The sequence below is a fragment of the Actinomadura sp. KC06 genome (assembly GCF_004348735.1).
In the GTDB taxonomy this organism is placed as follows: Bacteria; Actinomycetota; Actinomycetes; order Streptosporangiales; family Streptosporangiaceae; genus Spirillospora.
This window is the reverse complement of sequence record NZ_SMKT01000053.1, coordinates 1-26,177: the sequence shown is the minus strand read 5'-3', so window position 1 is coordinate 26,177 and position 26,177 is coordinate 1. Positions and strand designations below refer to the sequence as shown.

Genomic DNA, 26,177 nt, shown 5'->3' with positions numbered 1-26,177 from the left:
CTTGATCGCTTGGAGGTGCCCTCTGTCATGGAATGGTCCCAGACCTATCCGGGTCTGCCGTCCATGGTTCCGGCAATTCGTGCGTTCGTGTGCGGACTCCTCAACGGCAGCCCGCGCCGTGGCGATGCCGAACTCATCGCTGCGGAACTTGCGGCCAACAGCATCCGACACACCCTGAGTGACGCAGGCGGCGGAGAACTGTCCATCACGGTGACGATCCGCCCCGGGTGGGCGCGTATCGCCGTGACCGACTCCGGCACCGGCGCCTGGGGCCGGCCGGAGGCGCACGACCTCGCCGCCGAGCACGGGCGAGGGCTGATCATCATCGAGCAGACCGCCGACAGGCTCGGCCACGACGTCGGCGCGGAAGGCCAAACCATGTGGGCGGAGCTGACCTGGAGCGTCGAGGCATGACGTTGGCGGAGGGCTGCACAGACCCGCAGCAAGCGATCGCCGCCTACCGAGGGCTGATGGACCGGGTCGTCGTGGCCACGTCCCACCACAAGAAGGGCGTCGGGAGCGCTGAGCTGGAGCGCCGTCCCGGCGACATCACCGAGCGCGCCGTCGCTCGCCACCACGAGAGCGGGCGACAGACCGCCGCGGGCCAGGGCCTCAGCCTGGCCGGAAGGAGACGGACCTGTGTGTGAAGTTACGGGCAAGCCGCTGGAGGCGTTGGCGGCGCAGCTTGTGCAGCGGGGTATCCGGGCGAGCGTGTCCGAGGGGATGGTGCTCGCGTCGCTGGGGACGCGGGGCGAGCGGGTGATCGCGTGTGATGGGGCGCGGTTCCGGTGGGGTGGGGAGCGGGGGCATGTGCTCGGCGAGGTCGGGCGCGAGGCCGCGGCGGCGGAGCGGATCGTCCTGGTGGTGCGGCAGTTGGGGCGGTGGTCGTGATGGAGTGCGGACCCGCGAACGTCCTGGACGCGCGGTTCCTGGCGGCGCGGACGGCACCGGCGCAGGTTCGGATGCTGGTGGAGTTGCGGCTCGCGTCCTGGGGGCTGACCGCGCTGCGCGATGACGCGACGTTGATCGCCAGTGAGCTGGTGACGAACGCCGTCCGGCACGCGCCCGAACAGGAGATCCGCGTCAGGCTCACGCACGAGCTGCGCGGGCTGCTGTTCGAAGTGTGGGACGCGTCCGACGTCATGCCGGTGCGCAAGCACGATGAGGACGGACTCAGCGGCCGAGGGCTGCCGATCGTGGAGGCGCTCGCCCTCGGGTGCGGCGCCTACCAGACCAAGCCGCACGGCAAGTGGGTGTGGGCGCGGGTCGGAAAGGGTGTGTGAGGTGGCGCGGGGTGCGTGTCAGGCGGTGGGGCGGTGGCGGGTCGTCCTGGAATGGCGGACGTGGGTCGGCCATGACGCGGCGGTGCGGAGGCTTGAGCTGCTGCGGGTCGCTCTTCTGCCCAAGGGGTGGCGGTGCGTGGGGCTTTACGACAAGCGGGAGTTCCGGTTTCCGGTGCCGTTGCTGTGGGTCTACGCGAGTGGGGCGGCGGACGACATCGGGGCCGTCGTTACCGTCCGGGCGATGCCAGGGCAGGCGTGGGGGTACTTCGAGGCGGGTGACGGGCGCGGTGGGTTCGTGTCGCCGTGCGGGGACGTCAAGGCGGCGGCGGATGCGCTGGATCTGATCTTGAAGGGGCGGATGTTTCCGGGCAGGGAGTGGGGCTGAGTGCGAGGTCGTCGCTCCCGGTCAGCGGGATGGTCGGCGTGGGCGGGCGGCGCGCTGATTAACGTCGGGTCCGGATGGAAGGACCTGGATGAACGACCCGATACCCGACGTGCTCGCTCCCGCCAAGCTCGGTCCGGTCACGCTGCGGAACCGCATCGTCAAGGCAGCCACGTATGAGGGGCTTAGCAAGAAGAGTCTCGTCACTGACGAGCTGATCGAGTTTCATGTGCGGCATGCGGCCGGTGGTGTCGGGATGACGACCGTCGCGTACTGCGCCGTTGCGCCGGATGGGCGGACGGATCGCAAACAAATTCTGTGGACGGACGAAGCACTCCCCGGCCTGCGGAAACTGACCGAGGCCGTGCATGCTGAGGGTGCCGCCATCGCCGCGCAGATCGGGCATGCAGGACCGGTTGCGAATCCGAAGGGCAATGGGCTGCCTGCCATTGCGCCCAATCGGCACTTCCACGCGACGACCACGAGTTTCACCAGGGCGGCGACGCGCGCTGACCTGGAGCGGGTCGTCCAGGGGCATGCGCATGCGGGGCGGATGGCGATCGAGGCCGGGTTCGACGCCGTCGAGATCCATCTCGGCCACAACTACCTGGCCAGTTCCTTCCTGAGCCCGAAGATCAACCATCGGAAGGACGAGTACGGCGGCTCGCTGGCCAACCGGGCCCGGCTGTCGCGGGATATCGCGCGGGCTGTGCGGGACGCCGTGGGGGATCGCATTGCCATCACCGCCAAGCTCAACATGGACGACGGCGTGCCCGGCGGGTTCTGGCTGGACGAGGCCATCCAGGTCGCCCGCTGGCTGGAGGCGGACGGCTCGCTCGACGCCCTCGAACTCACCGCCGGAAGTTCGCTCCTCAACCCGATGTACCTGTTCAAGGGCGACGCGCCGCTGCACGAGTTCGCCGCCGTCATGCCGCAGCCGATCAAGCTCGGCGTGAAGCTGGTCGGACGCCGGTTCCTGCGCGAGTACCCGTACGAGGACCTCTACCTGCTCAAGGACGCCCGCCAGATCCGCGCCGCCGTGAAGATGCCGCTGATCCTGCTCGGCGGCGTCACGGACAAGGCGGGCATGGACATCGCCATGGCCGAAGGCTTCCAGTTCGTCGCGATGGCGCGGGCGCTGCTCCGCGAACCCGACCTGATCAACCGCATCAAGGACGAGCCGGACACGAAGTCGCTGTGCATCCACTGCAACAAGTGCATGACGGCGATCTACGGCGGGACGCGCTGCGTTCTCGTCCAGCCCATGTGAGCCCGCCGGGAGGGGTGTGCGAGTGCGAGACGAGACGATCGCCGGGATGCTGCTGGCCAGGCTGGGTGACGACCGTCCCGGCCTGCGCAGCCGCGAGCGGACGTGGACGTGGGACGAGGTCGTCAGGGAGAGCGCAGCCCGGGCGTCGCTGGCGCGCGGGCTTCGCCAAGAAGGACCGTTCCATATCGGTGTGCTGCTGGAGAACGTCCCCGAGTACGTGCTCTGGCTCGGCGCGGCGGCGCTGAGCGGCGCGACGATCGTCGGGATCAACTCCACCCGGACCGGCTCCTACCTGGAGCAGGAGGTCCGCCACACCGACCTTCAGCTCGTCGTCACCGACCGGGAGGGGCTGGAACTCCTCGACGGTCTCGACATCGGCGTCCCGCGCGACCGCTTCCTGCTCGTTGACGATGACGGCTACGCGGCGATGGTCGAGGCGCACGCCTCCGAGCCCCGGGCCGACCCGTCGATCACGCCGAAGACGCAGATGCTGCTGCTGTTCACGTCCGGGACGACCGGTGCGTCCAAGGCGGCGCGCTGCTCGCAGGGCAGGCTCGCCGAGCTGGGCCGCAACAACAGCGCCAAGTACGACATCAAGCGGGACGACATCAGCTACTGCTCGATGCCCCTGTTCCACGGCAACGCGCTGATGGCGCTGTGGGCCCCGTCGCTGGCCGTGGGCGCGACCGTCGTCCTGGGGAAGAAGTTCTCTGCGTCCGGGTTCATGCCGGACATCCGGTTCTACGGCGCGACGTTCTTCACCTACGTCGGCAAGGCCATCGGCTACGTCCTCGGCACCCCGGAACAGCCGGACGACGGCGACAACACCCTCACGCACGGGTTCGGCACTGAGGCGTCCCCCGAGGACAAGCGCGAGTTCCTCCGCCGCTTCGGCGCGACGCTCCTCGAAGGCTACGGGTCCAGCGAGAGCGCCGGGATGATCAAGCGGGTGCCGGGCACCCCGGCGACCGCGTTCGGCAAGCCCGCCCGCGACGGCGTCCGGATCGTGAACCCGGAGACGCGCGAGACGTGCGCGCCCGCCGTCCTGGACGAGCACGGACGCGTCACCAACGCCGAGGCCGCCATCGGCGAGATCGTCGACGTGGACGGCGCCGGAAGATTCGAGGGCTACTACAAGAACCCCGAGGCCGACGCCGAGCGCGTAAGGCACGGCTGGTACTGGACGGGAGACCTCGGCTACGTCGACGGCGACGGGTTCCTGTACTTCGGCGGACGGTCCGGCGACTGGATCCGCGTCGACTCCGAGAACATCTCCGCGCTGCTCACGCAGAACATCGTCCGCCGCCATCCGAAGATCGTGGACGCGGTCGCGTTCGGCGTCCCCGACCCGCGTTCGGGCGACCAGGTGATGGCGGCGATCGAGATCCCCGAGGGCGTGGAGTTCGAGGATCTCGACCTTCCCGGGTTCCTCGCCGTCCAGGACGATCTCGGCACCAAGGGCGCGCCGCGGTTCGTGCGCGTCTCGCACGCGCTGCCGACGACCGGCTCCGGCAAGCTCAAGAAGAAGGAGATGCAGCTCGAAGGGTGGCGCACCGCCGACCCCGTCTACCGGTGGGCCGGGCGGGGCGCCCCCGGATACGCCCTGATGACCGAGGCCGACAAGGCGGCGCTCCGCGAGGAGTTCGCCGCCGCCGGCCGCGAGCGCTTCCTTCCGTGAGGGGTTGGTATGGATCTGCGTGAGTCCGCGGCGCACCGCGCGCTGCGCACGGAACTGAGGGCGTACTTCGCGGGCCTGCTGCCCCCGGACGTGCGGCGCCGCGCCGGTGAGCAGGGCGTCGGCGGTGAGCGGTTCCGCGAGATCGTCAAGATGCTCGGCAACGACGGCTGGCTCGGTTACGGCTGGCCGGAGGAGTACGGCGGGCAGGGCAGGTCGATCGCCGAGCAGTACGTGTTCTTCGACGAGGTGCAGCGGGCCGGGCTGCCGTTCCCGTTCGTCACCGTCAACACGGTCGGCCCGACGCTCATGCGGTACGGGACGGACGAGCAGAAGCGCCGGTTCCTGCCGGGCGTCCTGTCCGGCGACATCGTGTTCGCGATCGGATACACCGAGCCCGACGCCGGTACCGACCTCGCGTCGCTGCGCACGAAGGCCGTCCTCGACGGCGACCGGTTCGTCGTGGACGGCAGCAAGGTGTTCACCAGCGGCGCCAACACCGCCGACCACATCTGGCTCGCCGTCCGCACGAACCCGGACGCGCCGAAGCACAAGGGCATCTCCATCCTGATCGTGCCGACCGACGCCGACGGGTTCTCCTGGAGCCCGATCCAGACCGTCGGCGGAATGATCGTCACGGCGACCTACTACAACGGCGTCCGGGTGCCCGCGTCCTCGGTCGTCGGGGACGTCGACGGCGGCTGGACGCTCATCACCACCCAGCTCAACCACGAGCGGGTCGGGCTCGCCGCGCTCGGCGGGCGGATGATCCGCCTGTGGGAGGACGTCCGCGACTGGGCCCGCGACAACGGCGCGATCGACCTGCCGTGGGTCCGGGCCGATCTCGCCCGCACGCACGCCAGGCTGGAGGCGATGCGGCTGATGAACTGGAAGATGACCATGGCCGTGGAGGCGGGCACGCTGACCGGTGCCCAGGCGGGCGCCGCCAAGTCCTACGGGACGGAGACGCACATCGACGTCCAGCGCACCCTCACCGGGATCCTCGGCGCGGCCGGACGGATCCGTCCCGAATCGCCGGGAGCCGTGCTCTACGGGCAGATCGAGCAGCTCTCGCGGCAGGGCATCGTGAACACATTCGGCGGCGGCGTCAACGAGGTGCTCCGCGACATGGTCGCCGTCCAGGGCCTCGGACTCCCCCGGTCGAGGCGCTCATGACCGACGCTTATGAGGACAGGCTCCAGGCATGGGCCGGACGCGAGGTGGTCGCCCGCCGCCAGGGGCAGGACCCGGTGAACGTCCCCATGATCCGTCACTGGGTCGAGGCAATGGGCGACGACAACCCCGTCTACCTGGACGACGACGCCGCACGCGCCAGCGGACGTGACGGCATCGTGGCGCCCGCGTCGATGATGCAGGCGTGGACGATGCGCGGATACGCCGCGTCCGTCCGTCCGGACTCCGAGCCCTCTGCCGCGGACGAGCTGAACGCGCTGCTCGCCGAGGGCGGCTACACGTCGGTCGTCGCCACCGACTCGGAGTTCGAATTCCACCGCGAGCTGACCCCCGGCGACCACGTCAGCGTCGAGGAGACCGTCGAGTCGGTCTCACCGGAGAAGCAGACGGCACTGGGCGCGGGACGCTTCATCAGCACCATCAAGACGTACCGCGACGCGACGGGCGAAGTCGTGGCCACCCAACGCTGGCGCACCCTCCGCTTCCGTCCGGCCGAGGCTCCAGCCGAGGCTGCGGCTCCAGCTGAGCCGGAGCCGAAGGCATCGCGTCCGCGCCCCGCGATCAACCCGGACAACGCCTTCTGGTTCGAGGCCGCCCGCGAGCACCGCCTGGTCATCCAGCGCTGCGCCGACTGCAAATCGCTGCGGCACCCGCCCGGCCCGGCCTGCCCGCAGTGCGGCTCGTTCGGCTGGGACACCATCGAGTCGACGGGCAACGGCCACGTCTACACCTACGTCGTCAATCATCACCCGCGCCATCCGGCCTTCGACTATCCCCTGGTCGTCGCCGTGATCGAGCTCGCCGAGGGAACCCGCCTCATCGCCAATATGGCGGACGTCGCCCCAGCGGACGTGGAGATAGGCATGCCGGTCGTCCTCGACTGGATCGACCCGGACCCCGACCTGTCCCTGCCGGTGTTCCGCCCGGCCGACGCTAAGGAGCGCTGATGGACTTCACCCTTGGCGAAGAGCTGGAGGCCGTCCAGGGCCTGGCCCGGCAGATCTTCAACGGCCACGCCGATCAGGATCGGATCAAGGCGGCGGAGCAGTCCGGCACCGGTCTCCTCGACGCACGCCTGTGGGCGGCTCTCGCGGACGCGGGCCTGCTCGGCATCGCACTGCCCGAGGACGCGGGCGGCGCGGGTCTGGGCGTCGGCGGGCTCGCCGTCCTGCTGGAGGAGCAGGGCCGCACCGTCGCGCCCGCCCCGATCTGGACGGCACTCGTCGCCGCGCTCACCGTCGCCGAGCACGGCACACCTGAGCAGCAGGAACTCCTGCCCGCTCTCGCGGACGGAACCGAACGGCTGACCATCGCCTTGGAGGAGTTCGCGCCCGCAGACCCCGCAGAACCCCGCTGCACTGCCGTCCGCCACGGCGACGGCTGGCTCTTGACCGGCACCAAGGCGGTCGTCCCCACCCCGCTCGGCGCGAACCGCGTCCTTGTAGCAGCCAGCGCGGATGACGGCCCCGGCCTCTACCTGCTCGACGCCTCCGCGTCCGGTGTCTCCTGGGAACAAGCCCAGACCACGACGCACGACAGCGCCGCGCACCTCACCCTGGACGCGTCCCCAGCACAGCCCCTCGGCAGCGGTGCCCTCGCCACCGCGCTGCGCCTTGCCCGCGTCGCGCTAGCCGCCGTCCAGGTCGGCGTGGCGGAGGGCGCGCTCCGCCTGGCCGCCGACTACCTGGCCGGACGCGAGCAGTTCGGCCGTCCGCTCGCCACCTTCCAGGCGGTGCAGCACCAGCTCGCCGACTGCTACATCGAGATCGACGCGCTCCGCGTCTGCCTCTGGCACGCCATCTCCCTGATCGCCGCAGGCGAAGACGCCGACTCCGCGGTTCTGGTCGCCAAATGGTGGTCGGGCGAGGGCGGGCTCAACGTCGTCCACCGCGTCCAGCACCTGCACGGCGGCATCGGCGTGGACGTCGACTACCCGGTCCACCGCCACTTCCTGTGGGGCAAGCAGATCTCCGGCACGCTCGGCGGCGCGTCGCACGACCTCGACCTGCTGGGAGCCGCCCTGTGAACCGCCGGTTCGAGGACGTGGCGGTCGGCGAGGAACTGCCCGAGCTGAGCATCCCGCTGACCCGGACGATGATCGTCGCGACCGCGCTGGCGAGCCGCGACTACCAGGACGTCCACCACGATCCGTCCCTCGCGGTCGAGCGCGGCTCCAAGGACGTCTTCATGAACATCCTGACGACGAACGGCCTGGTCGACCGGTACGTCACCACCTGGGCGGGCCCCGCCGCCGTAGTGAAGGCCATCAGGATCCGCCTCGGCGCGCCGAACTACCCCGGCGACACGATGGTCCTCACCGGCACGATCACCGCCAAGCATCCCGAGGACCGCCGGGTCGAGATCGCGGTGCGCGGCGCCAACGCGATCGGCCCGCACGTGACCGGCACCGTCGTCGTCCAGTTGAAGGGGAGCGGCGCATGAGCGTGCTGCCGGGCGCCGCCGCGATCGCCGGGATCGGCGCCACCGAGTTCTCCAAGGAGTCCGGACGCAGTGAACTGCGGCTCGCCTGCGAGGCCGTGCTCGCCGCCGTCACCGACGCCGGGCTCGAACCGTCCGACGTGGACGGCATGGTGACGTTCACCGCCGACACCAGCTCCGAGATCCACATCGCCCGCAATCTCGGCATCGGCGAGCTGACGTTCTTCTCCCGCATCGGGCACGGCGGCGGCGCGGCCTGCGCGACCGTGCAGCAGGCCGCGATGGCCGTCGCCACCGGAGTCGCCGACGTCGTCGTCTGCTACCGCGCCTTCAACGAACGCTCCGGCACCCGCTACGGCCTCGGGCAGGCCGACCGTCCGATGGACGTCAGCGCCGACCGCGCCGCCTACTCGTGGATGACGCCGTTCGGGCTCGCGACGCCCGCGCAGTGGGTCGCCATGTTCGCCCGCCGCTACATGCACGAGTACGGCGCGACCAGCGAGGACTTCGGCCGGATCGCCGTCGTCGACCGCAGGCACGCCGCGCGGAACCCGGCCGCCTGGTTCTACGGCCGTCCCATCACCCTCGAAGACCACCAGGCGTCCCGCTGGATCGCCGAACCGCTCCGGCTGCTCGACTGCTGCCAGGAAAGCGACGGCGGCCAGGCCCTCGTCGTCGTGTCGGCCGAACGCGCCCGCGATCTGCCGCACCGTCCCGCTCTCATCTGGGGCGCCGCGCAGGGGTCCGGCAACGAGCAGCAGATGATGACCAGCTACTACCGCTCCGAAATCACCGGAATCCCGGAAATGGGCCTGGTCGGACGGCAACTCTACGCGCAGTCACGCCTGACGCCCGCCGACGTCCAGGCCGCCATTCTCTATGACCACTTCACGCCTCTCGTCCTGCCGCAGCTGGAGGAATTGGGCTTCTGTGCGAAAGGCGAGGGCAAGGACTTCGTCGCGGACGGCAACCTGGAACTGGACGGACGGCTCCCCTTCAACACGCACGGCGGGCAGCTCGGCGAGGCGTACATCCACGGCATGAACGGAATCGCGGAGGGCGTCCGGCTCGTCCGTGGCACTTCGGTGAACCAGCCGGGGGACGTGCACAACGTGCTCGTCACCGCGGGGACGGGCGTCCCGACGAGCGGCCTGGTCCTGGGCGCCGACACCTGAACGGACGCCACGACTGGACCTTCTGTGCCCAAACCGGTCCGTACAGGGCGCGTTAGCAAGGGTTTCATCGGCTCGTCGCGCCCGCGTACCGCCGCCTGCCGGCGGCATCTTCGCAGGTCATGCCGCGTGCGGCCGGGGCGCCTACGGCACCATCCGCCCAACCGCTCTTGCGCCTTGGGCAAAGCGTGACATTTAAGGCACTTACCGTGAAATGCCACGGTCGCTGTGCCGCCGTTCCCGCCCCTCAGGAGCCACCGGCCCGGCCGGGAACGGCCGCAGGAGGGCGACCCCCATGCGACGACGACTGTCCCTGTTCCTGCTGCCCGCCGTGCTCGGCGCGGCGCTGATCGGCGTCCTCGGGACGCCGGCGTCCGCGACACCGCCGAACATCCCGTCCGCCGCCACGGCCGCGGCCCGGCTGGCCGAGCTCACCGTCGCCGCCGAGTCCCATGGCGACACCTACGACCGTGATCTGTTCCCGCACTGGATCACCATCTCCGGAGCGTGCAACACCCGGGAGACCGTCCTGAAGCGGGACGGGACCAACGTCGTCACCGACTCCGCGTGCTACCCGACGTCCGGCTCCTGGTACTCGCCCTACGACGGCGCCACCTGGACCCTCGCCTCCGACCTGGACATCGACCACATGGTGCCGCTCGCCGAGGCGTGGGCCTCCGGCGCCTGGGCCTGGACGACGTCCCGCCGCCAGACCTACGCCAACGACCTCGGCGGCCCGGAGCTGTGGGCCGTCACCGACAACGTCAACCAGTCCAAGGGCGACCAGGACCCGGCCCAGTGGCAGCCGCCGCGCGCCGCCTTCCGCTGCACCTACGCCCGCGCCTGGATCCAGGTGAAGTGGTACTACGGCCTCACCGTCGACAGCGCCGAGAAGGGCGCCCTGAACTCGATGCTCGGCACCTGCTGACCATCACCCGGCCCGCCATCCGACCTCCGGACGGCGGGCCGGGGCACGGGCGTCAGCCGTCCCGGGCCGCCGCTCGGCACCCGCGACGAGGTATCGGTGAGCGGGACGGACGTGCCCCCGACGATCGTGCCGCGCCCATGATGGACGGCTATGAACGAATGGCGCGGCCGCGCACTCGGCAGCAGAACCGTGTCATGCGACGAGACGCGGCCCATCCTCTACGCGCTCGCGATCGGGGCGGACGCGTCCGACCTCGACCTGGTCTTCGAGGATCGCCTCCGCGTCCTGCCGACCTTCGCGCTGACCCTCGCCCAATGGGCCCCGGACGCGCTGGGTTCGGCAGGCGCGTTCGACGCGCGGACCGCCGTCCACGGCTCGCAGCGCCTCCGCGTTCTGGAGCCGCTGCCACGTTCGGGATCCGTGGAAATGACCGCCTACGTCTCCGAGGTCTGGGACAAGGGTTCCGCCGCGGTTTTCGACGTCACCGTAGAAAGCCGATACTTCGAGGCGACCTGGTCGCTGTTCGCCCCGGGCTGCGGCGGATTCGGCGGCGAACGAGGCCCATCGGCGCGCCGCCGTCCGGAAACAGAGCCCGACGCGACGCCGCTCACCGTCACGACCGACCCGAATCAGGCCGCGCTCTACCGACTCCTAGGCGACCGCCACCACCTGCACATAGACCCGGACGCGGCAAAGGCGGCCGGAATGCCCCGCCCCATCATGCACGGCCTTTGCACATTGGCCGCCACGACCCTTCCCCTGGCCAGATCCCTAGGCGCACACCCGGCCGACCTGACCGAACTGGAAGGCCGCTTCGCCGCCCCGGTCTTCCCAGGCGACGTCCTCCAGATGACCACCTGGAATACCACCCACTTCGAGGCAGCCGTAGAAGGCAGAACAGTAATCTCCTCAGCCAAAGCCCACTTCGCCTAAGGGGCACTAACGCACGCCTTGTCTCGCGGCGGTGATGACGTCCATGTTCTGATCGCTCCATTCGCCGAGCGGACGCAGCGCGAGGTCGAGACGAACGCCGCGCTCGGTCAGGCTGTAGATGGCCACCGCACAGGGTCTGACCGCGAAGGAGTTCCTGCCCTGGGCCGGTGAGATCCTGGCCATCCTGCCGGCGGCCTTCGAGCGGCTCGCGGCCGATGTGGACGCGGGCACCTATTCCGGCGCCGAGGACAACCTGCTGATGGAGCTCTCCGGACTCGAGCACGTCCACGCGACCAGCGTGCAGGCGGGCGTCGATCCCCGGCTTCCGGCGCTGATGCGTGACCTGGCACGTCGGGCGATCGACGACGGCCACGGCGCCGACTCGTGGTCACGTGTCGTGGAGGTGCTCCGCTCGCGTCCCTGACACCCGGGCGGTGAGGCGGTTGCTGAAGCGGGCGAGCATGGTGGTCTGGGACGTTTCCGGGAAGAGGCGGCCGATCACGGGTGGGATGCGCCAGTTGGCGGGGTTGCGCTTGGCCATTCGGGAGACCCTGGAGATCTGCGGGTAGCGGGTCTTCTCGTATTCGCGTAGGCGTGCCGCCGGGTCCTTGTCTTCCTTGGCGAGTTCGCGTCCTAGGACCCAGACGTCCTCAAGGGTCTGGTTGGCGCCCTGGCCGAGGGTGGGCGGCATGGTGTGGGCGGCGTCGCCGACGAGGGTGATGCGGCCGTCTCCCCATACGCGGCGGACCTTGTTCCAGTGGTGGCCGAAGAATTCGAGGTCGTCGTCGTTGGCGGCGGCGAGAACCTCGGGGACGGGCGATGCCCAATGGCCGAAACGCCGCCGCAGGTCGGTCAGCGGAGAGGCGGGGCGCGGGTCGGCGGGGGACCAGCGCACGTCGAACCACCATTGGAGGAGGCCGTCCCCGGCGGGCATGAGGCCGCAGGCGCCCTCCCGTCCGGTGATCATGCTGTGGTGGTGGGTGCCGGTGAGCTCGATGTCGATCGGGCTGAGGCCCTGCCAGGTGCCGAAGGTCGCCGGACGGACCGCGCCGTCCCCCCACAGGTGGCGCCGGACGACCGAGTGGTGGCCGTCGGCCCCGACGAGCAGGTCCGCGGTGTCGGTCGATCCGTCGTCGAAGGCGGCCGTGACGCGGTCGCCGTCCTGGCTGATGCGCTCGCAGGTCTTGCCGTAGCGGACGAGGTCGTCCGGCAGGCCGTCCGCGAGGCGTTCCAGCAGGTCGCGGCGGGCGATGGCCTTGGTCTCGAAGCCGAAGCGGCCGGCGGTGTGGGCGATGCTCTGGGTGGTGCGCAGGCGGCCGTCGGAGGTCAGGGCGTCGATCCTGTCGATGCGGTTGCCGGCGCCGTCGACGCTGATGCCGAGGTCGTGCAGGACGGCGGTCCCGTTGCTCCAGAGGAGGATCGCCTTGCCGCCGGTCCGGCGGGCCGGGGCCTGTTCGTAGACCCGGACGTCGTGCCCGCCGGCCAGCAGTTCGCGTGCGGCGGCCAGGCCCCCGATGCCGCCGCCGATGACCAGAATCTCCATATCCCCTCCGAAATGAAGTATCTTCGATATGAAGATACATCGGGGCGGAGTAGGCTGCGACAGTGGGTCGGCGGAAGCAGGCGGAGCAGGCGCGGCAGGGCGAGGACGTGTTCCGCGAGTTCGTGATCGCGGTCCTGCTGCACAACGAGGCGGTCGCCGACCGGCTCGGGCTGCAGCCGGTCGACGTCGCCGCCGCGATCCTGCTGGAGATGCGCGGGCCGCTCGCGGTGGGGACGATCTCCGAGGAGCTCGGGCTGCCGTCCGCCTCCACCACCCGGCTCGTCGACAGGCTGGAGAAGGCGGGCTACGTGCGGCGGGTGCGCGGCGCGCAGGACCGGCGGACGGTCACCGTCGAGCCGGTCGCCGGAGGCATGGACGACTACGAGGCCGCCTGCGAGTCGTCCAGGCGGTATCTGGACGAGGTCGGCGCGCGCTACACGCCGGAGCAGGCGCCGCTGCTGCTCGACATGCTCGTCCGCATCGCCGGCGCCTACCGGACGGCCGCCAAGGAGCTGCGCCGGACCCCGGACGGGTGACGCCGCCGCGTACCGGTGAGCGGGATGGGGCTTCGCGTGACCGGCTCGGCCGCGCCCATGATGAAGGGTTATGAACGAGCTGACGATTCCGGGGGTGCTGGCGCGGGCGGCCGCGGAGTTTCCGGAGGCGGAGGCGGTCGTCGACGGCGACGTCCGGGTGACCTACGCCGAGCTGCGGGACCGCGCCCGGCGGGCGGCGGGCGCGTTCATCGGCGCCGGGATCGAGCCGGGCGATCGCGTCGCGATCTGGGCGCCGAACGGGCTGGCGTGGATCGTCGCCGTGCTCGGCGCGATGGGCGCGGGCGCGACGCTCGTCCCGCTGAACACGCGGTTCAAGGGGGACGAGGCGCGGTGGCCGCTCACCAAGGCCGAGGTGAGGGTCCTCTTCGTGGAGGACGGGTTCCTCGGCATCGACTACCCCGGAATGCTCGGCATGGACGAGTCGGGGGTCCTGGCCGGGCTTCCGGCGCTGGAGGCCGTGGTCACGTTCAACGGGGCCGCGCGGCCGGGCGTCGGCACATGGGACGAGTTCATCGCCAAGGCCGTCTCCCAGGCAGAGGCCGACGCGCGAGCCGGAGCCGTCCGGCCGGACGATGTCGCCGACGTCCTGTTCACGTCCGGGACGACCGGAAAGCCCAAGGGCGTCATGAGCACGCACGAGCAGAACGTCCGCACCTTCGAGGCGTGGTCCGAGCGGACGGGTGTCCGGTCCGGCGACCGGTACCTGATCGTCAACCCGCTGTTCCACTCGTTCGGCTACAAGGCGGGCGTGCTGGCCTGCCTGCTGAAGGGCGCCACGATGGTGCTCCAGCGGACGTTCGACGTCCCGGAGACGCTGCGGTTGATCGAGCGGGAGAGGATCACGGTCCTGCCGGGGCCGCCGACGATCTACACGTCGCTGCTCGACGCGCCGGGCAGGGACGAGCGCGACCTGTCGTCCCTCCGGCTGGCCGTGACGGGCGCGGCGGACGTGCCCGTGGCGCTGGTGCGGCGCATCCGCGCCGAGCTGTTCCCGCAGGTCGTGACCGCGTACGGGCTGACGGAGTCGACCGGCACGGTGTCGGTCTGCTCGGTGGACGACGATGACGAGACCATCGCCACCACCTGCGGCAGGCCCATCGCCGACGTCGAGGTCGCCATCGTCGACGAGAAGGGCGGGAAGGTTCCGGCGGGCACGGACGGCGCGGTGCTCGTCCGCGGCTACAACGTGATGAAGGGCTACCTGGGCGACCCGGAGGCCACGGCGGAGACGATCCGGGACGGCGGCTGGCTCGACACCGGCGACCGCGGACGCCTGGACGAGCGCGGCAACCTCACCATCACCGGACGGACGAAGGAGATGTTCGTCGTCGGCGGCTTCAACGTCTACCCCGCCGAGGTCGAGGACGTTCTCGCCCGCCATGACGCGGTCGCCGAGTCGGGTGTCGTCGGTGTCCCCGACGCGCGCCTGGGCGAGGTAGGACGCGCCCACGTCCGCCTCCGGCCCGGGCGGAGCGCCACGGCGGACGAGCTGATCGGGCACTGCCGGGAGCGGCTCGCGAACTTCAAGGTCCCGCGGGAGGTCGTCTTCGTGGACGACCTCCCGAAGACCGCGTCCGGCAAGGTCCGCCGCGTCGAACTCAAAGACGGCGGGGCGCTCAAAGAGCCGCCATGACGCGGGCCCTGTGCTCGGACACCGTGCCCCACGCCGAGTACAGCGCGCGGGCCTTGCGGATCCAGAGGGACGGGTCGTACTCGTCGGTGTAGCCGATCGCGCCGTGCACCTGGAGCGCGGTCTTGGCCGTCGCGTAGGACGCCTCGGACGCGGCGGCCTTGGCGGCGGACACGTCCCGCGCGAAGTCCGGCGTCCCGTACGACAGCGCCGCCCCGTACACGAGCGGCCGCGCGAATTCGAGCTCCACCAGCGCGCTCGCCAGATGGTGCTTGATCGCCTGGTATTCGCCGATCGGACGTCCGAACTGCCGCCGGGTCTTGGCGTAGGCGACGGACACGTCCAGCAGCGACCGGCCGAGGCCGATCTGCTGCGCCGCGCACAGCAGCGCACCGAAATCGGTGAAACCAGGGACGGCGCCCCGGATACGGAAAAGGCGCCGCGCCGGGTCCAGTGATGTGACGCGCTCGCCCGGCTCGCGTTCGACGCCGTCCGCGTCCAGGACGAGGTCGGCGATGTCGGCGTCCAGCGCGTGCGGGACGGCGAGCGACACGACCGCCTCGCCGTCCGCGATCCGCCGCAGCCACGGCGACTCGCCGCGGCCCACGCCGCCCAGGAGTTCGGCGGCCGCGAGAGTTTCCACGTACGGGCCGGGGGCGGCGGCGCGGCCCAGCTCCTCGGCGGCGACGCACAGCTCGACCGGCAGCGGCCCGGCGCCGCCGGAGCCCTCCGGGACGGCGACCGCGAACACTCCCGCCTCGGCGACCGACGACCACAGCGCCCGGCCGGGCCCCGTGTCCCCGGCCGCCCAGGCACGGATGGTCTTCGGGGTTTCCGCCTCGGCGAGCAGGTCGCGCAGCGTCTCGCCGAACATGCGCTGCTCGGCGGAAAGGACGAACTTCACCGGGACCCCTTCGGCAGGCCGAGCAGCCGCTCGGCGATCACGTTGCGCTGGATCTCGTTGGTGCCCGCGTAGATCGGTCCGGCGAGCGAGAACACGTAGTTCTCCAGCCAGTCCGACTCCAGCTCGCCGTCCGGGCCGAGCAGGTCGAGGGCGGTCTCGTGCAGCGCCACGTCCAGCTCCGACCAGAAGACCTTGTTCAGGCTCGACTCGGCGCCGATGTCGTCGCCGCGCGAGATCGTCTCGAACCCCTTGAGCCGGTAGGCCCGGGATCTGATCCAGGCGTCGGCGACCCGGTCCCGCATGGCCGTGTCCGACGTGGCCGCCCGCTCCTTCCACAGGCCGACCAGGCGTTCCGCCGCCGCCGTGAAACGCCCGGGGCTGCGGAGGGTGAGGCCGCGCTCGTTGCCTGCCGTGGCCATCGCGACGCGCCACCCGTCGCCGGCCGTCCCGATGACGTCCTCGTCCGGGACGAACACCCCGTCGAGGAACAGCTCGGCGAACGCGGGCTTGCCGTCCAGCCGCCCGATCGGGCGGACCGTCACGCCGTCCACGTCCAGCGGGAACATCAGGTACGTGAGCCCGCGGTGGCGCGCGGCCTCCGGGTCGGAGCGGAACAGGCCGAAACCGCGGTCGGCGAACGCTGCCCGCGAGCTCCACGTCTTCTGCCCGTCGAGCAGCCAGCCGCCGTCCGTGCGCGTGGCGGTCGCGCGGAGCGCCGCGAGGTCGCTGCCCGCGCCCGGCTCCGACCACGCCTGCGCCCAGATCACCTCGCCCGAGGCCATCGGCGGCAGGACGCGGGCGAGCTGCTCCGGCGTGCCGTGCTTCAGCAGCGTCGGGGCGAGGAGGTTGATGCCGTTCTGGCTGACGCGTCCCGGTGCGGCGGCCGCGTAGTACTCCTCCTCGAAGATCAGCCATTGCAGCACGGACGCGCCGCGCCCGCCGTACTCCTCCGGCCAGGACACGACGCCGAGCCGGGCCCGGCCGAGCGTCCGCTCCCACTCCCGGTGCGCGGCGAAGCCGTCCGCGGTCTCCAGCGACGGCAGCGGCCCGGACGGGACGTGCTCGTGCAGCCACGCCCGCACCTCCGCGCGGAACTCCTCGTCCGCCGCCCCGAACTCAAGATCCATGTGCAGCCGCCCTCATGATCCGTCCAGCGTCTTTCTAACAATTGTTTGGTAGAGTAAACGCCCGACCGGCGACCGCGCGAGCCGCCCTCCCATCGACCGGGACCCACCCCGCCGGTGTGGACGCGGCCGTGACCGTCGGCGCGGGCGCGTGTGCCCGCCGCTGCTTCTCAAACGTCCGGGCGAGGTGGTCTCGGACGACCGTGTCGTGCGCCGGAGGCCGTCTGCCGGTGGGGCGGTACCGCTTGGCGAGTGGACGGCACCGCTCATCGCGAACGGCGCGAATTCGCCTGTCATATCGGCTTATGCCGGACTTATCGTCCAGCCGCCGGGGGGACGGGACGGCCGGCGCCGAATTACCGCCTGCCGGGAGCCCGTCGAACTGTAGTCGACGGTAAAGGACGCCGAGCATGAAAATGCCGAGAATGAGGACTCGCGCAACGGCCTCGGGCGCGAGAAGATCCGGCAGGACCACGTCGGGTGTGAAAATCAGTAAATGGATTGTCCCGGCCATCGGCGCGGCGGCGGTCGCGTTCGCTCCCGTGCTCCCCGCGGCCCAGGCCACCGCCGACGCCGCGCCCGGCGGCGCCGCGAAGGCGCTGGTGTGCGCGGACGGCACGACCGTCCAGACGGACAAGGGCCCGGTGTGCGGCGGGATAGCCGACGGTGTCAAGACTTGGCTCGGCATCCCGTACGCGACCCCGCCGTTGCGGAATCTGCGCTGGGCTCCGCCGCAGCCGGCCGCGCCGTGGACGAACACGCTTGAGGCCACCGCCGCGGGCCCGACCTGCCCGCAGCCGCCGGGGCTCGGCCAGGGCTCGACGAACGAGGACTGCCTCCGGCTCAACGTCACCGCCCCGGAGAAGACCGATGGCAAGCCGCTCGCCGTGATGGTCGAACTGCACGGCGGCGGGTTCCGGTTCGGCGCGCCGTCCGACGGCAAGCACCTGGTGAAGAACGGCAACATCCTGCACGTCGGTGTCCGGTACCGGCTCAACATCTTCGGTTTCATGTCGCACAAGGCGTTCGGCGAGAACTCCGGCAACTACGCCTTCCGCGACCAGCAGGCCGCGCTGCGCTGGGTGCAGGCCAACATCGCCAAGTTCGGCGGCGACCCGAACAACGTGACCATCTACGGCGCGTCCGCCGGCGGGTCGAGCGTGTGCGCCAACACCGCCTCGCCGACGGCGAAGGGGCTGTTCCACAAGGGCATCCCGCAGAGCGGCGAGTACAACTCGCGGCGCGGCGTCGACGTCCAATGGCAGCCGCAGGACTGCATGGCCGACCTGCCGACCCGGGATGAGGCACAGCAGGCGGCCGACCGGTTCGCGGCGGCCGTAGGTTGCGGAAACGTCGCCGACGTTGCCGCCTGCCTGCGCGCCGTGCCCGTCCAGCGGCTGCTGGATCAGACCGGGCGCGGCGTCGGGGCGGACGTGGGGACGCAGGGCCCCGTCGTCGACGGCGAGGTGCTGCCCGTGTCGCCCGCGCAGGCGTTCGCCGAAGGGAAGGTCAACGACGTCACGCTGATGCACGGCGTCGACCGCGACGAGACGCAGCTCCCGTCCGCGAACACGCCCGCGGAGTACCAGGCGAACATCCGCCAGCAGTACGGCGACGCCGCGGACGAGGTCATGAAGCTGTACCCGCTGGAGCGGTTCCCGGACCCGTCGCCGTTCATCGCCTACCGGACGATCGTGGCCGACTCCAACTCCGTCTGCCCGGCGCTGATCAACGACCAGCGGATGGCCGAGCACATCAAGGTGTTCGCGTACCAGACCGACAACGCCGACGCCCCGCCGATGTTCTTCCTGGACGCGACCAAGCCCAACGGGTCGTACCACATCAGCGAGAGCATCTTCCTCAGCCCGTTCGGCAACACCGAGCTGACGCCCAACCAGGTGTCGTTCGGCAAGCAGCTCACCGCCCAGTGGACGGGATTCGCCCGCACCGGGAACCCGACCGTGGACGGCACCCCGCTGTGGACGCCGTTCACCGAGTCGGACCAGGGCGTCATGTCGCTGGTGCCCGCGGGTGACAGCGAGATGACCAGGGAGATCGGAAGGCAGCACCACTGCGACTTCTGGAAGAAGTACATGCCGTTCGGTTAGTAATCGGCATAACTGGATATCGGCTGACTGAGCACTTCATCGACCAGGTGGATTGACGTGCAATGCCGCGGATTGTGCGCTACGTGCCAGATTTCGCATCGGCCTCTTGAACGCCTCCGGCCGCGCGGATTCCATGAGCGCATGCGAGCCACAGCGGTTCATTCTCGTCCGGCCCCATTCCAGGGCCGGACATCCCCGCCGAATCGTACGCAGGCTCAGAGCCGTGCACGGCAGGGGCGATCGCCGTCCCGCCCGACCGAGGATGAAGAGCGTCTGGTGGTCGTGGTCGTCGTCAAGGACGCCGGCGCCGACGAGCTCATCCCGGTCGGGCTGGGGCGCGCCACGCATTTCGTCCGCCGGTCGGACGTCCGGTACGCCGAGGCCCACGGCGACTACGCGCGCCTCTACACCGGGGCTGGCAGCCATCTCGTCCGGGTCTCGCTGGCCGCCTTGGAGGAGGCGTGGCGGGACGCCGGGTTCGTCCGCATCCACCGGTCGCACCTGGTCTCGCTCGCGCACATCGACGAGATGGTCGTCGAGTCGGGACGGTGCACGCTCAGGGTCGGCGGCACGCGGCTGACCGTCAGCCGGCGCAACACGGGCGCTCTGCGCGACCGGCTGCTCAGGGGCGCCCTGCCGGGCCCGACCCGGCGCTCCCAAGGTTCCTGAAGCCCCACCCCCAAGCTCCCAATTCCCGAAGGGAAAACTGAAAATGCGTCGCAAAAGACGGGCGGTCGCCTTGGCCGCCGCCGCTTGCCTGCTGGTGAGCGGGGCCGTCGCCTCCGGGCCGGCCGCGTCCGGAGAGCCCCCCGCCGCGGACTGGCCGACCTGGACGAAGGACCACCTCGGCAGCCGGCACGCCGCGGCGGAGAACCAGATCACGCCGAAGAACGTCGGCGAGCTCAAGCTCAAGTGGGCGTTCGGGTTCCCGCGCCAGGCGGGCGGGCCGCGCAGCCAGCCGGCCGTCGTCGGCGACACGGTCTACTTCGGCGGACCGGACGGGATCTACCGCGCCGCCGACGCGAAGACGGGCGCGGTCAAGTGGCAGTTCGACCTGTCCACGGTCGGCACCGGCTTCGCCCAGGTGCGCGACGGCGCGTCCGTCGCCGAGGGCAAGGTGTTCTTCGGCGACTCCCGCGGCTACCTGTACGCCCTCGACCAGGCCACCGGGAAGCTCGCCTGGGCCGAGCGGATCGACGACTTCCCCGGCGCCATCCTGACCAGCTCGCCGATCGTCTTCCAGGGCCGCGTCTACGTCGGCACGTCGAGCGGCGAGAACCTCAACGGCAAGAACTACCCCTGCTGCCGGTTCCGGGGCCACGTGGACGCCCGCGACATCAAGACCGGCAAGCTCGACTGGCGGTTCTACACCGTCCCCGAGCCGAAGCAGGACGGCACCTGGCCGAACGGCCAGCCGCGCTACGGGCCGTCCGGCGCGGGCGTGTGGAGCTCGCCCACCATCGATCCGTCCACCAAGACGCTCTACGTGGGCACCGGGCAGAACTACAGCGGGAGCGGCGGGCACTTCGACTCCGTCCTCGCGCTGAACACCGAGACGGGCGAGCCGCGCTGGACGCGCAAGATGACCGACGTCGACACCTGGCGCCGCGAATGCAACAGCCCGACGCCCGAGGACCAGCAGTACTGCCCCAACCTGAAGGACGGCACCGCGCTGGACTTCGACCTCGGCGCCACGGCGAACATCTTCACCGCGAACGGGCGGCGGCTCGTCGGCATCGGCCAGAAGGTCGGCGTCTACCACGTGCTGGACGCCGCGACCGGCGAGATCGTCTGGCAGCGCCAGCTGTCCGAGCCCATGCCGGGCGGCGGGCTCAGCGGCATCCAGTGGGGGTCGAGCTATGACGGCGAGCGCCTCTACGTGGCGACCTACATGGCGAACCCGGGCACGCTGTTCGCGATCAACCCCGCCGACGGGCACATCATCTGGAAGACGCCGAACCCGGCCGACGGCTGCACGACCGGCGGCGCGGCGCAGTACCCGAACGTGTGCCGGCTCGGTCACCCGCCCGCGGTGACGACCTCGCCCGGACTCGTGTGGGAGGGCAGCATGGACGGCAAGCTCCGCGCCTACTCGACCGAGACCGGTCAGGTGCTGTGGAGCTTCGACACCATCGCCGACTTCCCGACCGTCAACGGCGGCACCGGACGCGGCGGGGCCCTCGCCGGAGGCGGCGGCGCCGTCGTCGCCAACGGGATGGTCTACGTCCTGACCGGCGACATGTTCACCAACTACCCGAACGACAAGGGCCACGTCATGCTGGCCTTCGGCCGGTAGCCACCGCTCTGGCCGACCGCTTCGGCCGCTTGCCTCGGGCGGTCGAAACGCGCGGGCGGGGACGACGCCGTCGAGGGAGTCGTCTCCGCCCGCGCTCATCCCGTTTCAGGGACGAGAGCTCTGGACGAACACGCCGATGCCGTTGGCGACGGCGCGTTCCCGGCCGTCCGAGGGCTCGTTGCGGACGACCGACTTCCCGCCGCTCCGGGTGACGAACGTGGACGAGCCGCCGCCGTCCAGGTTGACGGCGTCGTCGACGCCCGCCTCGTCCAGGAGCGCGGCGAGTTCGGCGACGGTCAGGCCGGCGCTGCGCTCCGACCGTCCGTCCGCGACGACGAGGTACATGCGGCGGCCGTCGCGGCTCACGCCCGCGGCCGTGCGCGGGGCCGGGCCCTTCGGGTCGAGCCCGGCGAGCGGCTCGCCGTCCCGCAGGACGGGGAAGCCGCCGATGGCGAAGCGGAACTTCCTCGTGCTCGTGAAGCGGTAGCTGATCCGTACGCGGTCGCCGGGACGCAGCTTGCGCAGCGCGTTCGCGCCGTTCTCCCGTCCTACCAGGACGGTCGTGTCGTCGGGGATGGCGCCCGCGCCGATCTCGTCCGCGACCTTCGTGACCACGCCCCGCCGGACGGTCACCTCGGCGGTGTTCGTGCTGCAGGGGTCGTTCCGGACGGCGTCCGTCCCGCACACCGCGCGCAGCCGCGACACGCTGCCCCACTCGTCGGTGAACGCGCCCGCGCTCCCGACCGGCAGCGCGTACTGGTTGAGGCCGCGCACCGGGATCCGCGTGGCGCCGGCGCGGACGGTGCCGGTCAGGTGCAGGCGGCCGAGATGCCCGCGCCGGTCTGCGCCGATGCCGATGACGTCCTCCGCGGACGTTCCGGGCGGCAGCGCGGGGCCGAACCGCTGCCCGTCCGGCACCGCGCCCTTGAGCGGGTTCCCGTCGTCCACCTCCGGGCCGGACGACGACCCGGTCGCCACCACGCCCGGACGCGTCTCGCTGATGTTGAAGAAGTCGCCGTTCACCCCGGCCAGCGCGCGCTGCGCGTCCGCCATCGCCGAGACCGTCTGCCGCGCCGCGACGTTCGGCGGATGCAGCAGGCCCATGCTGACGCCCGGGCTGCGCAGATCGACGTCGAGCAGGTCGCCGCGCACCGGGCCGCCGATGCCGGTCGTCTCGAATGTCTTGAACACCACGCCGGGCGCGAGCCGGGTCGCCGACGTGAACCGCAGCTTCCCGATCGTGCTGGACGACGGCAGCGCGGCGACCCGCGCGTCTGGGCGCTCACCCGAACCGGCGCCGTCCACGCCCGGCGGCCCCGGCGCGTCCGCCCGCACCGGGACGGCGCCGGCGCCGCCCACCAGACCGGCGGTGACCAATACGACCGTGAGTTTCCGTGGCATGGGCGACGCCCCTCTCAGCGGAGATCAAGCTCGCTGATGATTACGCAAGCGGGGTGAAGATCGGGCGATCCGGCCGCCAACAATCTCCGAAGATCACGTGATCCGGCGCTCGGGAATCTCCCTGTTCCCTGGACAAGCCGGTGCCGGGATGGCATGAAATATGGCCATCCGACCTGAAGGGACGCGCATGCACGAGGTCGTCTTCGCCGTGCTCGGGCCCGTGGAGGCGAGCGTCGACGGCCGTGTCGTGGCTCTCGGCGGGGGACGGCGGCGGGCGCTGCTCGTCCGGCTGCTGCTCAGCGCCGACCAGGTGGTGTCGGTCGACCGGCTGGTGGACGAGCTGTGGGGCGACCTCCCGCCCGCGTCGGCCCGGACCCAGGTGCACACGCTCGTGCACCGGGTGCGCCGCGCGCTCGGCGAGGCCGGTGCGCTGATCGAGACGCGTCCGCCCGGGTACGTGCTGCGCCTGGGCTCGGCCCGCCTGGATCTGGCCGTGTTCACCGACCTCGTTGAGGATGCCCGGAAAGAGGCCGGCGCGGGACGCCTGGAGAGCGCGGCGGGAACGTTCCGCGAAGCGCTCGGGCTGTGGCGGGGACGTCCGCTGGACGGGATCGACGCGGCCTTCGCCTCCCGCGAGGCGGCGCGGCTGGAGGAGACGCACCTGACGGCCCTGGAGGAATGCCTGGGCCTCGAACTCGCCCTCGGACGGCACGCCGCCGTCGTGGCGGAACTGTCCGCGCTGGTCGCCGAGCATCCGCTCCGCGAGGACCTGCGCGCCCGGCTGATGCTCGCCCTCTACCGCTGCGGGCGCCAGTCGGAGGCGCTGGAGGTGTACCGGGAGGGACGGGCGCTGCTGGTCGAGGAGACGGGGCTCGAACCCACGGTCGGGCTCCGCGCCCTCCACGAGGCCATCCTCCAGGGCGACACCGCATTGCGACACCCGGAGCCGAAGCCCCCGACGCCGATGCGGCCCGACGCGGAGGAGCCTGGCTCCGCGCTGTCCGAAACCGAGTCCTTCCCCGACGTGCCGAAGGTGCCCGCACGGGCGGGTGTGCGAAGTCTCCGAGCCCGGGGAGCGATTCTCGTGCTGGCGCTGGCGATGCTTCCCGGCCTCGGCGGCGGCGCGGCCGGAGCGGACCTCTCCCGCCCGTACTCGTCCGGAACGGACGGGACGCCGCTCGTGCAGGGGCGGCAGCGGATCGGCGGCCCGACCTGGGTGAACTCGCCGCCCATCGGCGTCCCGGCGGCGTTCTTCGGGACGACGGTCGGGAGCGGCAGCGGCGCCATGCCCGGGTTCCGCGTAGGCACCGTCCGGTTCTGGGACAGCGGGACGCGCTGGTCCAACGTCCAGCCGCGGCGGGACGCGTTCGACTGGTCGGCACTCGACCGGATGGTGGCCGGTGCGCGGCGGGCCCGGCTGCCGATGACCTACACCATGGGCATCACCCCGGCGTGGGCGGCGCCCGGCGGCCCGAGGAGCGCCTACTCCGACGGCTCCAGGACGGCGCCGCCGGACGACCTCGCCGACTGGGACCGCTACGTCCGCGCCGTCGTCTCGCGCTATCGCGGGCAGATCGAGGCGTACGAACTCTGGGACTTCCCCAACACCCCGTACCACTACACCGGGGACGTGGCGACGCTCGTCGAGCTGACCCGCCGCGCGGCCGCGATCATCAAGGCGGTGGATGCGCGGGCCACGGTCGTCTGCCCGTCGTTCGGGGAGATGTGGAAGCCGGAAGGACTCCAATACCTCATCCGTTTCGGGACGCTCGGCGGTTTCCGGTCCTGCGACGCGATCGCCGTCAAGCTGCACCCCCGGCTCGGCGACGGACGCCCCGAGGAGATGACCGAGCAGGCGGTGCCCATCTACAACGCGCTGCATCAGGTCGGGGTGCACCTGCCGATGTGGGCGACCGGCCCCGCACACGACATCCCGACGGTCGAGCCCCTGGGCGAGGAGGACGCCAACAACTACGCCGTCCGCCACTACCTCGCCGGGCTGTACGCCCGCTACAGCCGCATGTACTTCTACAGCTGGGGGCCGCGGAACCTGCCGCTCGTGCTGCAGGCGGAGGGCGGTCCGCCGACGCGCGCGGCGCTGTTCGTCCAGCGGCTCCAGCAGTGGCTGGACGGCGCCCGGATCCGGTCCTGCGGGAAGGGGCCCGCGGACGGCCTCCCCGAAGGCGCCTGGCAGTGCCGGTTCCTGCTGCCGGGATCGGCGGAGGCCGCGGTGCGGTGGATGGCGGACGGCACGGCGGAGATGAAGACCGAGCCGGGCGCCCACCGGGTGGAGCACCTCGACGGCCGGACGGTCCCCGTCCGGGGCGGGCAGGCGATGCGGCTCACCGAGACCCCGGTCCTGATCCGCTTCCGCGCGTCCTGAGCCGCTTCCGCCGTCCTGGGCCGCTGACCTGGTGTGACAGGGAGCTGATAGCGGATGGACAGCGGCGACGCGCTATCCATGCGGAGCAATCCGCGCAGCGTGTCGGAGGTCTTTGTTCATGAAGTGGCGGGGGATGGGGGCCGGTCTCGGCGTCCTCGTGTTGGTGCTCACCGCGTGCGGGCCGGAGGAGGAGTCACCGGAGGAGAAAGCGGCGGGACGGCTCGAGAAGGCCCTCACCGCCTTGAGCGGCCAGCCGCACCGGGCGGACGTCGAGGTCGACGTCTACGCCCTCAACGGGATGGTTCCGGGTTTCAAGCTGACGGCGGAGATGCGCGGGACGCACCGCTCGATGCCGGGCAACCCGGCAACCGATCTGGACCTGTCCTCGGTCACGACTGAGATCGAGCTCCGGCCCGGCCCGACCCGGAACGACTCCGGGGCCGTCCGCGTGATCACGATCGGGGACCAGACCTACGTGCGCAACACGCTCCAGTCCGGGCAATGGCGGACGCTCCCGGCGGGCCCCCGGCTTACCGGGAAGGACGGATACGACCCGGCGAGCACCGCGACGATGGTCGACACCATCGTGATCGCGGAGATCTACCGCGGGCAGATCGCGGCGCCCCGTCCGTCCGCGACGACGGAGGCGGGCGAGGCGATGAGCGTCTTCTCCGCGTCCTGCACCGTGGCGCAGTGCCTGGAGGATTCCCCGGAGGCGCGGAAGGCCGCGCTCAGCGTGTATCCGGGCGACGCGGTCTTCAACTCCAAGCTCTGGGTGGACGGCCGGGACCGCCCGCGGCGCCTGACGATGACCAGCGAGTTCTTCCTCAACGCCGGAAGGCGGAGCATGGACGTGAAGTTCAAGGCGACGCTGACGCTGCACGACCTCGGCAAGCCGCAGAACATCACGGCGCCGTCCGGCTGATGCGATTGGGCAGGGGGCAGGGGGCAGGGG

Annotated in this window: 26 protein-coding genes; 22 read left to right on the top strand and 4 right to left on the bottom strand. The window is 71.2% G+C overall.

What is annotated here, in order from left to right; all coding sequences use genetic code 11:
- The first annotated feature begins 27 nt into the window (after window positions 1–27).
- The 15 genes from E1287_RS18700 (at window position 28) to E1287_RS18630 (ending at window position 11,700) form a co-directional block, all read left to right on the top strand.
- Entirely contained in the window at window positions 28–414 is a 387-nt protein-coding gene (locus tag E1287_RS18700; RefSeq protein WP_131966247.1) for an ATP-binding protein, read from the top strand.
- Window positions 411–647: a hypothetical protein gene (locus E1287_RS18695; RefSeq protein WP_131966246.1), complete on the top strand. Its 237-nt coding sequence runs from the start codon at window positions 411–413 to the stop codon at window positions 645–647. Before E1287_RS18700 ends, E1287_RS18695 begins: the two co-directional genes overlap by 4 nt.
- A complete protein-coding gene (locus tag E1287_RS18690) occupies window positions 640–891 on the top strand; it encodes a hypothetical protein (RefSeq protein ID WP_131966245.1) in 252 nt (83 codons plus the stop codon). The genes E1287_RS18695 and E1287_RS18690 overlap by 8 nt, the downstream gene beginning before the upstream one ends.
- Window positions 891–1,283: an ATP-binding protein gene (locus E1287_RS18685; RefSeq protein ID WP_131966244.1), complete on the top strand. Its 393-nt coding sequence runs from the start codon at window positions 891–893 to the stop codon at window positions 1,281–1,283. Before E1287_RS18690 ends, E1287_RS18685 begins: the two co-directional genes overlap by 1 nt.
- A gap of 25 nt (window positions 1,284–1,308) precedes the next feature.
- Complete coding sequence (locus tag E1287_RS18680; RefSeq protein WP_131966243.1) at window positions 1,309–1,668, top strand: hypothetical protein; 360 nt, start codon at window positions 1,309–1,311, stop codon at window positions 1,666–1,668.
- A gap of 88 nt (window positions 1,669–1,756) precedes the next feature.
- Complete coding sequence (locus E1287_RS18675) at window positions 1,757–2,935, top strand: NADH:flavin oxidoreductase (RefSeq protein ID WP_131966242.1); 1,179 nt, start codon at window positions 1,757–1,759, stop codon at window positions 2,933–2,935.
- Window positions 2,936–2,957: 22 nt separating this feature from the next.
- A complete protein-coding gene (locus E1287_RS18670) occupies window positions 2,958–4,613 on the top strand; it encodes an AMP-binding protein (RefSeq protein ID WP_131966241.1) in 1,656 nt (551 codons plus the stop codon).
- Window positions 4,614–4,622: 9 nt separating this feature from the next.
- Window positions 4,623–5,786, top strand: coding sequence for an acyl-CoA dehydrogenase family protein (locus E1287_RS18665; protein WP_131966240.1), 1,164 nt, complete (start codon window positions 4,623–4,625; stop codon window positions 5,784–5,786).
- On the top strand, window positions 5,783–6,751 hold the full coding sequence (locus tag E1287_RS18660) for a MaoC family dehydratase N-terminal domain-containing protein (RefSeq protein ID WP_131966239.1): 969 nt from the start codon (window positions 5,783–5,785) through the stop codon (window positions 6,749–6,751). Before E1287_RS18665 ends, E1287_RS18660 begins: the two co-directional genes overlap by 4 nt.
- Window positions 6,751–7,830: an acyl-CoA dehydrogenase family protein gene (locus E1287_RS18655; protein ID WP_131966238.1), complete on the top strand. Its 1,080-nt coding sequence runs from the start codon at window positions 6,751–6,753 to the stop codon at window positions 7,828–7,830. Before E1287_RS18660 ends, E1287_RS18655 begins: the two co-directional genes overlap by 1 nt.
- Window positions 7,827–8,246, top strand: a complete 420-nt coding sequence (locus E1287_RS18650) for a MaoC family dehydratase (protein ID WP_131966237.1) — start codon at window positions 7,827–7,829, stop codon at window positions 8,244–8,246. Before E1287_RS18655 ends, E1287_RS18650 begins: the two co-directional genes overlap by 4 nt.
- Complete coding sequence (locus E1287_RS18645; protein ID WP_131966236.1) at window positions 8,243–9,418, top strand: lipid-transfer protein; 1,176 nt, start codon at window positions 8,243–8,245, stop codon at window positions 9,416–9,418. Before E1287_RS18650 ends, E1287_RS18645 begins: the two co-directional genes overlap by 4 nt.
- Window positions 9,419–9,710: 292 nt before the next feature.
- Window positions 9,711–10,343, top strand: coding sequence for an HNH endonuclease family protein (locus tag E1287_RS18640; protein ID WP_131966235.1), 633 nt, complete (start codon window positions 9,711–9,713; stop codon window positions 10,341–10,343).
- A gap of 150 nt (window positions 10,344–10,493) precedes the next feature.
- A complete protein-coding gene (locus E1287_RS18635; protein ID WP_131966234.1) occupies window positions 10,494–11,276 on the top strand; it encodes a MaoC/PaaZ C-terminal domain-containing protein in 783 nt (260 codons plus the stop codon).
- 118 nt (window positions 11,277–11,394) lie between these two features.
- Complete coding sequence (locus tag E1287_RS18630; RefSeq protein WP_131966233.1) at window positions 11,395–11,700, top strand: hypothetical protein; 306 nt, start codon at window positions 11,395–11,397, stop codon at window positions 11,698–11,700.
- On the opposite strand, the gene E1287_RS18625 is transcribed toward E1287_RS18630, so the two are convergent.
- Window positions 11,665–12,819: an FAD-dependent monooxygenase gene (locus E1287_RS18625; protein WP_131966232.1), complete on the bottom strand. Its 1,155-nt coding sequence runs from the start codon at window positions 12,817–12,819 to the stop codon at window positions 11,665–11,667. The genes E1287_RS18630 and E1287_RS18625 overlap by 36 nt on opposite strands.
- A gap of 62 nt (window positions 12,820–12,881) precedes the next feature.
- Here E1287_RS18625 and E1287_RS18620 point away from each other — a divergent pair, with 62 nt between their 5' ends.
- Together E1287_RS18620 and E1287_RS18615 are read left to right on the top strand one after the other, a co-directional pair.
- Window positions 12,882–13,355 carry a MarR family transcriptional regulator gene (locus tag E1287_RS18620; RefSeq protein ID WP_131966231.1) on the top strand — a complete coding sequence of 158 codons (474 nt, stop codon included), beginning with the start codon at window positions 12,882–12,884 and terminating at the stop codon, window positions 13,353–13,355.
- 70 nt (window positions 13,356–13,425) lie between these two features.
- Window positions 13,426–15,009: a FadD3 family acyl-CoA ligase gene (locus tag E1287_RS18615; RefSeq protein WP_131966230.1), complete on the top strand. Its 1,584-nt coding sequence runs from the start codon at window positions 13,426–13,428 to the stop codon at window positions 15,007–15,009.
- Here E1287_RS18615 and E1287_RS18610 read toward each other — a convergent pair.
- Together E1287_RS18610 and E1287_RS18605 are read right to left on the bottom strand one after the other, a co-directional pair.
- Window positions 14,993–15,910, bottom strand: coding sequence for an acyl-CoA dehydrogenase family protein (locus E1287_RS18610; protein WP_131966229.1), 918 nt, complete (start codon window positions 15,908–15,910; stop codon window positions 14,993–14,995). The two genes, E1287_RS18615 and E1287_RS18610, sit on opposite strands and share 17 nt — an antisense overlap.
- Window positions 15,907–17,037 carry an acyl-CoA dehydrogenase family protein gene (locus E1287_RS18605; protein WP_131966228.1) on the bottom strand — a complete coding sequence of 377 codons (1,131 nt, stop codon included), beginning with the start codon at window positions 17,035–17,037 and terminating at the stop codon, window positions 15,907–15,909. Before E1287_RS18605 ends, E1287_RS18610 begins: the two co-directional genes overlap by 4 nt.
- A 479-nt stretch (window positions 17,038–17,516) precedes the next feature.
- Between E1287_RS18605 and E1287_RS18600 the strand changes: the two genes are divergently transcribed.
- From E1287_RS18600 to E1287_RS18590, 3 genes are all read left to right on the top strand, one after another.
- Window positions 17,517–19,142 carry a carboxylesterase family protein gene (locus tag E1287_RS18600; protein ID WP_131966227.1) on the top strand — a complete coding sequence of 542 codons (1,626 nt, stop codon included), beginning with the start codon at window positions 17,517–17,519 and terminating at the stop codon, window positions 19,140–19,142.
- Between the two features lie 276 nt (window positions 19,143–19,418).
- Window positions 19,419–19,811: a LytTR family DNA-binding domain-containing protein gene (locus tag E1287_RS18595; RefSeq protein WP_243719174.1), complete on the top strand. Its 393-nt coding sequence runs from the start codon at window positions 19,419–19,421 to the stop codon at window positions 19,809–19,811.
- Window positions 19,812–19,854: 43 nt separating this feature from the next.
- Window positions 19,855–21,438 (top strand): PQQ-binding-like beta-propeller repeat protein, encoded by a 1,584-nt coding sequence (locus tag E1287_RS18590; protein ID WP_131966225.1) that lies wholly within the window; start codon window positions 19,855–19,857, stop codon window positions 21,436–21,438.
- A 105-nt stretch (window positions 21,439–21,543) separates the two neighbouring features.
- Here E1287_RS18590 and E1287_RS18585 read toward each other — a convergent pair whose 3' ends face one another.
- A complete protein-coding gene (locus tag E1287_RS18585; protein ID WP_131966224.1) occupies window positions 21,544–22,839 on the bottom strand; it encodes a phosphodiester glycosidase family protein in 1,296 nt (431 codons plus the stop codon).
- Between the two features lie 187 nt (window positions 22,840–23,026).
- Between E1287_RS18585 and E1287_RS18580 the strand changes: the two genes are divergently transcribed.
- Window positions 23,027–25,222, top strand: coding sequence for a BTAD domain-containing putative transcriptional regulator (locus tag E1287_RS18580; protein WP_165969082.1), 2,196 nt, complete (start codon window positions 23,027–23,029; stop codon window positions 25,220–25,222).
- Window positions 25,223–25,340: 118 nt separating this feature from the next.
- Window positions 25,341–26,147: a hypothetical protein gene (locus E1287_RS18575; RefSeq protein WP_131966222.1), complete on the top strand. Its 807-nt coding sequence runs from the start codon at window positions 25,341–25,343 to the stop codon at window positions 26,145–26,147.
- Window positions 26,148–26,177: the final 30 nt, after the last annotated feature.